Here is an 8,648-nt window from a genome sequence, read left to right on the forward strand (position 1 = left end):
CTGACCGCGCGGGCGCCGCACGCGGGCGACGTGCGGGCCGCGTAGGCGGCTGCGTCACGCGTCGCGCGTGATGCCGCACGGGGTGTGAACGGCTAAGATGCGGGGTGCGTCATACGACGCCTATGCGGAGCTGTCACCATGGTGGATCGCCCGACTCTCGATGCCTACGACGCCCATGCCGCGCAATACGCGCAGGACTGGCTCGACCAGGCCGCGCCCGACGACATGTACGCGCTGCTGGAGCAGCATTTCTCGCCGGGGCCGACCGCGGACGTCGGCTGCGGCGCCGGGCGCGATACGGCCTGGCTCGCGTCGCGCGGCTTCGACGTGCGCGGCTACGACGCGAGCGCCGCGCTGCTCGACGAGGCGCGGCGCCGCCATCCGGATCTCGCCTTCGAGCTGGCTGCACTGCCGGCGCTGGCCGGCGTGCCGTCCGGCGCGTTTCGCAACGTGCTGTGCGAAACGGTCGTCATGCATCTCGAACAGGCGGAAGCGGCGGCCGCCGCCACGCGGCTGGCCGAGCTCCTGATGCCGGGCGGCACGTTGTACATGAGCTGGCGGGTGGCCGGAAACGGCGCGTTGCGCGACGAGCGCGGCCGCCTCTACACGCCGCTCGATTCGGCGCGGATGCGGGCGGCGCTCGGCGCGGGCACGCAGGTGATCGACGAGCACGAGGTCGTCAGCCCCTCGTCCGGCAAGCGCGTGCACCGGCTGATCGTCCGCAAGGCTGCCACCGCTTGAGCGCGGCGCGGCGGCGCCTCGCTCATTCGCGGTTGAGTGCCGCTTCCCAGTTGATGTCGACGCAGAGCACCTGCATGCCGGTCGCGACGGGTGCGGCGATCGACGCGGTCACGCACAGGTGCGCCTCGTTGATCGACAGGTAGGGCGGCGTCAGGTGCACGCGGCCCGGCGCGCGCATCGCGTCGATGAAGTACGGGCGCCGTTCCCAGCTCGCGCCTTCGGAATGCAGCAGCGGCCGGAACCGCTTGGCGCGTTGCGAGACGCTGCCGCGTGCGAGCACGTTGTCGCCGATCTGGCGCCCCGATGCGTCGAGCAGGAAGCAGCGCGCGGTCTCGGGCAGCCCGAGTACGACGGCTGCCGCGTCGGTGAGCGGCGCGCCCGCGCCGAGTTTCCGGCTCGCTTCCTCGAGCGCCGCGACGTACGGCGCGAGCCGTTCCGCCTGCGTGCGCTCGCGTTCCGCGACGCGCAGCCGCAACGCGGCCGACAGCGTATCCATGCAGCCCGCGGCGGCCTGCGGCTGCACCGGCTCGACGCTCGGCCCCGCGAAGTACTGGCCCTGCACGAAATCGACGTCGCACTCCAGCGCGATCAGCGCGTCGCGCTCGGTCGCGAGCCCGCCCATCAGCACGAGCTGGCCGGACTCGTGCAGCAGCGACACGAGCCCCGGCAGCACGCGTTCGAGATGCGAGTGCTCACTCGCTTGCGCGAGGATGCCGCGGTCGAGCGTGACGATGTCGGGATGCAGGTGCCACACGCGGTCGATGTTCGAATGCTTCGCACCGAATCCGACGAGCGCGATCAGGAAGCCGGCCTTGCGCAGCCCGTCGACGATCGCCGCGTAGCGCGGCGTCTCGCCGCCCGCCTGCTCGGGCACTTCGAGCACCACGCGGTGCGGCGGCAGCCCGAGCGCCTTCAGGTTCGCGAGCATCGCGTCGCCGTAGACGGTGTCCATCAGCGCGGCCGGATGCAGGCTCAGGAAGAGCCATTCGTCATGGCTGTCGAACGCGTGGAAGTTGCCGAGATGCAGCGATTCGGCGAGCCGGCCGAGCTCGAGCAGGTCGCCGCGCCGCGCTGCCTGCGTGAACACCTCGTGCGACGCCACCTGGCGGCTTTCCTCGTCGTGCGCACGCAGCGACGCGTGATAGCCGATCGCGCGGCGGTGCGACACCGAGAAAACGGGCTGGAACACGCTGAACACGGTGTAGCCGCCGTACAGCACGGTGCGCCGGTTCCCGTCGTCGCCGGCGACGGGGCGGGGCGGCTGAAAGCCGGGGGGATCGATTTCGATCATGCTCATGATGTCGGCCGAAGGAAGACTGCCAGTTTACCTAGAGAATAGGCGAGCAAGAAGCGTGCACGGCATCGTGTCCCGTGCGGCGGCGCGTCGCGGTCGGGTTGCCGGGCACGGCAGGCGTTTCAAATGCGCATCGCGGGGTCGCGCCGCACCAAAAGGGTGCGCATCGACCCGGTTCGGCGCGCGCCGTGCGTCACGCGCGTTCCGACGGGTCGGTCTTGCGCGCGGTGCTGCGGATCTCGGGCGCGAGCTGCGCGAAGATCCACGCGGACGCGGCCGTGATGATCCCGACGCAGATGAAGGTCGCATGGAACGCGGGCAGCGTGTTGCTTGGCGTGACGGTGCGCAGCATGCCGGTGAAGGTCGCGAGCAAGGCCCCCGCGACCGTGACGCCGAGGCTCATCGACAGCATCTGCACGAGCGAGAACAGGCTGTTGCCGCTGCTCGCGCCGCCGGTGCCGAGATCCTTCAGCGTCAGCGTGTTCATCGCGGTGAACTGCATCGAGTTGAAGCCGCCGAACAGCGCGAGATGCACGACCTTCACCCACACGGGCACCGTGTCGCGCATCAGCGCGAAGCTCGCCATCATCACGCCGACCATGATCGTGTTCGCGAGCAGCACCTTGCGGTAGCCGTGCCGCGTGATCAGGCGCGTGATGATCCGCTTCGAGAACATCCCGGCGGCGGCCACCGGCAGCATCATCAGCCCGGCCTCGAACGCCGAGTAGCCGAGGCTCACCTGCAGCAGCAGCGGGATCAGGTACGGCATCGCGCCGCTGCCGATCCGCGCGAACAGGTTGCCGAGCAGCCCGACGCTGAACGTGTGGATCCGGAACAGCTCGAGCGAGAAGATCGGCTGCGGCGCGCGCACCGCGTACAGCCCGTATGCGACGAAGCACGCGAGGCTCAGGATCAGCAGCACGAGCACGGCCGCGTGCTGCATGCCGAGATCGGCGAGCCCGTCGAGCGACAGCGAGATCGCGACCATGCCGATCGTCAGCAGCAGATAGCCCTTCAGGTCGAAGCGGCCGACGGCCGGGTTGCGCGAATCGGGCATCGAATAGAAGGTCGCGATGCAGCCGGCGACGCCGACCGGCACGTTGATCAGGAAGATCCAGTGCCATGACGCGATCTTCACGAGCCAGCCACCGAGCGTCGGCCCGATCAGCGGGCCGATCAGGCCGGGAATCGCGACGAACGACAGCGCGGGCAGGTAGCGTTCGGCCGGGAACGTGCGCAGCACCGCGAGCCGCCCGACCGGCAGCAGCATCGCGCCGCCGACCCCCTGCACCACGCGGAACGCGACGAGCTGCGTCAGCGTATGCGCGTTCGCGCACAGCAGCGAGCCGAGCGAGAACACCAGGATCGCGCTGAAGAACACGCGCCGCGTGCCGAACGTGTCGGCGAGCCAGCCCGACACGGGGATCATCACCGCCATCGTCAGCGAGTACGCGATCACGACCGACTGCATGCGCAGCGGCGATTCGCCGAGGCTCGCGGCCATCGACGGCAGCGCCGTGTTCACGATCGTCGAATCGAGCGTCTGCATGAAGAAGCCCGTCGCGACGAGCCAGAGCATCACGGTGAGGTTCTTTTCGCCGGGAGCGGCGGCAGGCGGGCGCTGGAACATGGAGGCGGGGTGGTGGCGCGGGACAGCCGACATTGTAGGGAAAGCCATCGCTTCGTGCCGGTTCGGCGCAAGGACGGCGCGAAGTCCGGCCGGCGGGTGCCCGTCCTCGTCGAGTGACCAGTACAGTTCAGTCGAAAGTGTCTGCAGCCGTATCTGTCCGTGTGCTGCCACTGTCCGAAATACTGATGCCATCGGACCCATGCGACCAGGAGGCTGCCATGCGCGAACTGCGAATTTACGTGATCGATGGCGACGAGCCGGCCGGTCGGTGGCGGATCGTCGATCGCACCTCGCTGGAGGTGGCCGACGGCGAGGTCTGGGTGACGATCGAGGGGCGGCACGACGATCACTGGCTCGGCGTCGGGGATGCGCTGATGCTCACGCCCGGCATGCGCGTATGGGTCAGCGCGGGGTCGCACGGTGCGACGTTCGCGTTTGGTCCGCTCGAGGTGACGTCCCGGCGCGCCGCGCAGGCGTGGTGGCGGCCGCTCGTCGCCTGGCGCGACGGCCGGCGTCACGCGCACGCGTCGCTGCCGACTTAGCACGTTCGGGGCTGGATCGACTTTCTGTCTTCGTATCGTTCGAACACATGCGCGATCCGGCCGGACGTGAGGTCATTGGCGATCTGCGTGATCGGTGGGCCCAGCTCCGGCACACCCCGGTCGAGAGGGCGTTCGACGACACCATCCGGGCGTTTCGCGTCGACACGACGGCGTGCGGGTAGCCGCATCGTGTCCGGGTGGCTGCAGCGGAGCAGGGGCGCGCTGTACGGTGGCGAGCGCAGCGGGCCGCGGTGCAAATGTGCAGGGGGTCGCGCCTGCATCGAGGATGCCGGCAGGGTTCCTGCGTGTTGGGGGATGGGATGCCGGCCGCTGCCGCCGGGGCGCGGGAGATACGTCCGAGCTACGACCATGCGTGACATGCTGATTCGCGCAATCGGGATTGCTCGCGACTGTCGCGACTTCTAGACTCGATCTTGTCTTCCCGCCGCCCTTCTTGCCATGACACCCGAACTCGCGTTGACGCATCTGTGGCAGCTCGCACACGGCGCCCCCGACGCGCTGGCCCGTGCGACCGTGACGGGGCAGGATCCGACGCTGCCGTCGACCTTCCGGGTCGGCACGCTCGCCGCGGCGACGATCGCGGCAGCCGGGCTCGCGGCGGCCGAATGCCACCGGCTTCGCACTCGTGTCGCGCAATCCGTCGACGTGTCGGTGCGCGACGCACTTGTCGCGTTCCGCAGCGAACGCTACCTGCGCGTGGATGACGGGCCACCGCCGGAGTTGCGTCATCCGGTGACGGGCTTCTTCAAGACGGGCGACGGACGCTGGATCCAGCTGCACGCGAACTTCCCGCATCACCTGCGCGGGATTCTCGACGTGCTCGGCTGCGGCGCGCAGCGGGACGACGTCGCCGCGGCGATCCGCACGCGGGACGGTGCGGCGCTCGATACCGCGCTGGCCGAGGCCGGGCTGTGCGCCGCATTGATCAGAACACCTGACGAGTGGGCGGCGCACGAGCAGGCGCGCGCGATCGCATCGCTGCCGCTGTTCGAGATCGAGCGGATCGGCGACGCGCCGGTCGAGCCGGTCGGCCGCGGTGAAGCCGGGCAGCCGCTCGCGGGTGTGCGCGTGCTCGATCTCACGCGCATCATCGCGGGGCCGGTCGCGGGCCGCACGCTGGCGTCGCACGGCGCGCAGACGCTGCTCGTCAACGGCCCGCACCTGCCGAACATTGCGCCGCTCGTGATCGACAACGGGCGCGGCAAGCGTTCGACATGGATCGACCTGCGCGATGAGGCCGGCATCGATACGCTGCACGCGCTCGCACGCGACGCGGATGTGTTCCTGCAGTCGTACCGGCCCGGCGCACTCGCGGCGCGCGGCTTCGCGCCGCGCGCGCTGGCGGCGCGGCGGCCCGGTATCGTGTACGTGTCGATATCGGCGTACGGGCACGCTGGGCCGTGGGCGCAGCGGCGCGGCTTCGACAGCCTCGTGCAGTCGGCGAGCGGGATCGCGTGGCGAGAGCAGCAGGCCGCGCACGCGGACGGGCCGCGCCACTTGCCGTGCCAGGCGCTCGATCATGCGACGGGTTATCTTGCGGCGTTCGGCGCGATGATCGCGCTCGCGCGCCGGGCACGCGAAGGGGGGAGCTGGCACGTGCGACTGTCATTGGCGCAGACGGGACGCTGGCTACAGTCGTTCGGCCTCGTGCCGGACGGTCTGCAGGCGCCCGATTTCGCGCGCACCGACGTGCGCGACCGGATCGAGCGCATCACGTCGCCGTTCGGCACGCTCGACGTGGTGCGGCCGGCCGAGCGGTTGTCGGCGACACCGCCTGCATTGACGCGCCCGCCCGTGCCGCTCGGCACCGACGATGCGCGCTGGCTGTGAGGGCCGGCGCGGCTGACGTTACTTGCGCAGCTCGACGACGAAGTCGTAGTAGTCGTTGCGGCAGTAGGTATCGGTCAGTTCGATCGCGCGCTGGTCAGACGTATAGCCGATTCGCGTGATCAGCAGCAGCGCGTCGTGCGGCGCGATGCCCATCTGCTCGGCGATCTCGTCGGTCGCGTTGACCGCGCGGAAATGCTGCAGCGCGCGCACGATCGGCGTGCCGCGCGCTTCGAGATAGCTGTACAGCGAACCGCCGATCGCCTGCGGATCGGGGATCAGCGTCGCGGGAAACGTCGAATTCTCGACCGCCATCACGATGCCGTCGGCGAGGCGCAGGCGCTTCAGGCGCGTGACCGATGCGGCCGGCGACAGCCCGAGCTGGATCACCTCGTCGCGGTTCGCCGGCTGGATCTCGCGCGCGAGCCATTGCGAGCTCGGCTTGAAGCCGCGCCGTTCGAGCATTTCGCTGAAGCTCGACAGCCGCGACAGTGGATCTTCGTAGCGCGGCTGGATGAAGTTGCCGGCGCCCTGCGTGCGGCGAATCAGGCCTTGCTCGACGAGCAGCGCGATCGCCTTGCGCGCGGTGATGCGCGAAACGCCGAGCGCATCGGACAGCACGCGCTCGGACGGCAATGCTTCACCGGCCGTCCAGCGGTTGTCGTGGATCGCATCACCGAGCTTGCGGGCGAGCTGCAGGTAGAGCGGCGTGTCGTTGTCGGGGTCGGGGCGCAGGTCCTGCCAGCGGTCGTCCGTGGATGCCTTCATGGAGTGGGTATCGATCAGGTTGCGGCCATTCTAAGTCATCACGTGGCGCCGTTATAGCCGGTTTTTGCCGTGCAATAGGTGAATGGCGCGTCGATTGACTACACTGATGCGTCGTATTCCATGGCTGGGCCGCGGTGCGCGGCCACCGATCCGCAACGAGGAACGCATGACAGACACGATCGCCACGGTCGTCCTGCCGGACGGCGAGACGATTCCGAAGCTTGGCCTGGGCACGTGGGAAATGGGCGAGCGGCCGGCCCGGCGCGCGGACGAGATTGCCGCGCTGCGCGAGGGCGTCGCGCTCGGGATGACGCTGGTCGATACGGCCGAGATGTACGGCGACGGTGCGACCGAGGAACTGGTCGGCGAGGCGCTCACGGGCTTGCGCGACGACGTGTTCCTCGTCAGCAAGGTCTATCCGCACCATGCGAGCCGGCGCGGTGTCGTCGCGGCGTGCGACGCGAGCCTCAAGCGCCTGGGTACCGATCGTCTCGACCTGTACCTGCTGCACTGGCGCGGCTCGGTGCCGCTCGAGGAGACGATCGAGGGCTTCGAGGCGCTGCGGCGCGCGGGCAAGATCCGTCACTGGGGTGTCAGCAATTTCGATACGGCCGACATGGCCGAGCTCGTCGATGAAGCCGGCGGCGACGTATGCGCGACCAACCAGATCCTCTACAACATCGCGCGGCGCGGCCCGGAGTTCGACCTGCTGCCGTGGCTCGCCGAGCACCGGATGCCGGCGATGGCGTACAGCCCGGTCGATCACGGGAGGCTGCCGAAGCGCTCGCCGCTCGACGAGATCGCACGGCAGCGCGGCGTGTCGGTGATGCGCGTCGCGCTCGCATGGGTGCTCGCGCAGCCGGGGGTGTTCGCGATCCCGAAGGCGTCGCGGATCGAACACGTGCGCGACAACCGGGCCGCGCTCGATTTCATGTTCAGCGATGACGAGCGCGCGCAGCTTGACGCGTACTTCCGTCCGCCACGCAGCAAGCGCGCGCTCGAGATGCTCTGACGACACCCGGCCGGGCACCGCGGCCGGTCAGTGGTTGGCTCCGGACGATCCGCCGTTGCCGTGACCGCCGCCATTGCCGTTCCCGGTGCCATGGCCGTTGCCGACACCGTTGGCCCCGCCATTGCCGGCGCCGCCACTGCCGTTTCCATTGCCGTTGCCGCCGCCATTGCCGTGGCCGCCGTGGCTACCGCCGCTGCCATCGCCATGGCCACCGCCATTGCCGTGACCGCCGCTGTCACCATCGCCATGGCCACCATTGCCGTGACTGCCGCCGTCACCGTCGCCATGGCCACCACTGCCGTGACCGCCACCGTTGCCGTCGCCATGGCCACCGCCATTGCCGTGACCGCCGCCGTCACCGTCGCCATGGCCACCACTGCCGTGACCGCCACCGTTGCCGTCGCCATGGCCGCCGCCATTGCCGTGACCGCCGCCGTCACCATCGCCATGGCCACCACTGCCGTGACCGCCACCGTTGCCGTCGCCGTGGCCACCGCCATTGCCGTGACCGCCGCCGTCACCATCGCCATGGCCACCATTGCCGTGACTGCCGCCGTTGCCGTCGCCATGGCCACCGCCGTTGCCGTGACCGCCGCCGTCACCATCCCCATGGCCACCATTGCCGTGACCGCCACCGTTGCCGTCGCCATGGCCGCCATTGCCGTGACCGCCGCCATCACCGTCGCCATGGCCGCCATTGCCGTGACCACCGCCATCACCGTCGCCATGGCCGCCATTGCCGTGACCACCGCCATCACCGTCGCCATGGCCGCCATTGCCGTGACCACCGCCATCACCGTCGCCATGGCCGCC

Annotated in this window: 8 protein-coding genes; 5 read left to right on the forward strand and 3 right to left on the reverse strand. The window is 69.8% G+C overall.

Annotated elements, in window-relative coordinates; genetic code table 11:
- Window positions 1-138: 138 nt before the first annotated feature.
- Window positions 139-741 carry a methyltransferase domain-containing protein gene (locus G3N61_RS36745; protein ID WP_089451164.1) on the forward strand — a complete coding sequence of 201 codons (603 nt, stop codon included), beginning with the start codon at window positions 139-141 and terminating at the stop codon, window positions 739-741.
- A gap of 22 nt (window positions 742-763) precedes the next feature.
- Here G3N61_RS36745 and G3N61_RS36750 read toward each other — a convergent pair whose 3' ends face one another.
- Both G3N61_RS36750 and mdtD read right to left on the reverse strand, forming a co-directional pair.
- Window positions 764-2,038: an EAL domain-containing protein gene (locus G3N61_RS36750; RefSeq protein ID WP_089451163.1), complete on the reverse strand. Its 1,275-nt coding sequence runs from the start codon at window positions 2,036-2,038 to the stop codon at window positions 764-766.
- 190 nt (window positions 2,039-2,228) lie between these two features.
- A complete protein-coding gene (mdtD, locus tag G3N61_RS36755) occupies window positions 2,229-3,665 on the reverse strand; it encodes a multidrug transporter subunit MdtD (protein ID WP_041492932.1) in 1,437 nt (478 codons plus the stop codon).
- Window positions 3,666-3,883: 218 nt separating this feature from the next.
- Between mdtD and G3N61_RS36760 the strand changes: the two genes are divergently transcribed.
- Both G3N61_RS36760 and G3N61_RS36765 read left to right on the forward strand, forming a co-directional pair.
- Window positions 3,884-4,207, forward strand: a complete 324-nt coding sequence (locus tag G3N61_RS36760) for a DUF2917 domain-containing protein (protein WP_205824855.1) — start codon at window positions 3,884-3,886, stop codon at window positions 4,205-4,207.
- 459 nt (window positions 4,208-4,666) lie between these two features.
- Complete coding sequence (locus G3N61_RS36765) at window positions 4,667-6,058, forward strand: CoA transferase (protein ID WP_205824857.1); 1,392 nt, start codon at window positions 4,667-4,669, stop codon at window positions 6,056-6,058.
- An 18-nt stretch (window positions 6,059-6,076) separates the two neighbouring features.
- Here G3N61_RS36765 and G3N61_RS36770 read toward each other — a convergent pair whose 3' ends face one another.
- Window positions 6,077-6,823 carry a GntR family transcriptional regulator gene (locus G3N61_RS36770; RefSeq protein ID WP_011352976.1) on the reverse strand — a complete coding sequence of 249 codons (747 nt, stop codon included), beginning with the start codon at window positions 6,821-6,823 and terminating at the stop codon, window positions 6,077-6,079.
- A gap of 166 nt (window positions 6,824-6,989) precedes the next feature.
- Between G3N61_RS36770 and G3N61_RS36775 the strand changes: the two genes are divergently transcribed.
- Window positions 6,990-7,835: an aldo/keto reductase gene (locus G3N61_RS36775; protein ID WP_205824858.1), complete on the forward strand. Its 846-nt coding sequence runs from the start codon at window positions 6,990-6,992 to the stop codon at window positions 7,833-7,835.
- Between the two features lie 60 nt (window positions 7,836-7,895).
- Window positions 7,896-8,648: hypothetical protein (locus tag G3N61_RS36780; protein ID WP_205824860.1), on the forward strand; the 753-nt coding region annotated here is incomplete at its 3' end.

It is taken from the genome of Burkholderia sp. Ac-20349, assembly GCF_017104865.1.
Lineage (GTDB): Bacteria > Pseudomonadota > Gammaproteobacteria > Burkholderiales > Burkholderiaceae > Burkholderia > Burkholderia aenigmatica.